Annotated in this window: 2 protein-coding genes and 1 pseudogene; all 3 read right to left on the minus strand. The window is 54.2% G+C overall.

Annotated elements, in window-relative coordinates; translation table 11 throughout:
• Positions 1-342, minus strand: a 342-nt coding sequence (locus tag NXS07_RS20390; RefSeq protein WP_498063304.1) for a baseplate J/gp47 family protein, incomplete at its 3' end; no start/stop codon positions are given.
• A 4-nt stretch (positions 343-346) separates the two neighbouring features.
• Complete coding sequence (locus NXS07_RS20395; protein ID WP_258087562.1) at positions 347-688, minus strand: GPW/gp25 family protein; 342 nt, start codon at positions 686-688, stop codon at positions 347-349.
• A pseudogene (locus NXS07_RS20400) lies at positions 685-876 on the minus strand (phage baseplate assembly protein V); the annotation flags it as partial. The gene NXS07_RS20395 and the pseudogene NXS07_RS20400, both read right to left, overlap by 4 nt.

Below are 876 nucleotides of genomic sequence, written 5' to 3' on the forward strand. Positions count from 1 at the left end.
GACAGGCGGCACGGCGTTATTGTTGGCCGTCTGCAAGACCAAACGTCGCACATTATTATTGGCACCAAGCTGGTCTAAGTCGCTGCCTTTGGCATAGGCGACCATCGCCGCCCGTGCCGCTTCATTGATGCGCTGGCGTAACAATAGCTCACGATACGCATTTTCCTGTAACAGCTTGGTGATCGGTTCCGATTCCAGCGCCAGTGTGCGGGTGATGGCCTCGCGTTGCTCTGGCGGGGTCAGGGAAATTAGTTTTTCTTTTCGTTCTGCAAACAGGGTTTCAAAATCCAGCGATTCGACCACATTCGGGGGCGGTAACAGGCTTAAATCAATCGTTGGCATCGTATCACCTCACCGGAATGGACAGAGAGAAAGGGGTGTCGTTCTGTACATTCACCCCGCTGATTTCGACCGACAATTCCCCCTGCCCGGAACGCAGATAATTAATGGTCTGCAAGCGGATACGCGGCTCCCAACGCAACAGCGCCATGTAACAGGCGCTCATGATCTTGAGACGCAGCGCCGGATTTTGTGGCTGGTCAATCAGGTTTGGCAGCAAAGAACCATATTCCCGGCGCATGACCCGTGAACCGATCGGCGTTATTAAAATATCGGCGATGCTCTGGCGAATATGGTTGCTCTCTGACAGGACGCGGCCACTGTTGCAATCCATGCCCGTAAATTTCATTGCACTGGCCCCCCAGATGTACTGTCACCCGACCGTATTCCCTTGTGTTTGTGCGAATCAACGATAATCCCGTTAGAACTGAATTGACCGCCGGTATGAGTGAGATTGCCGTGCATCGTGCCGCCTTCGCGCACGGCCAGACTGCCCGTGCTCAGATGGTGGGTACAAATGACGGTCGGCGTATCCAG

Origin of the sequence: Xenorhabdus bovienii, assembly GCF_024721015.1 — a bacterium.
GTDB classification, from domain to species: domain Bacteria; phylum Pseudomonadota; class Gammaproteobacteria; order Enterobacterales; family Enterobacteriaceae; genus Xenorhabdus; species Xenorhabdus bovienii.

Bases quoted from the DNA above. Each gene is read 5' to 3' on its own strand.
- NXS07_RS20395 (WP_258087562.1), bottom strand. From the start codon at position 688: ATGAAATTTACGGGCATGGATTGCAACAGTGGCCGCGTCCTGTCAGAG.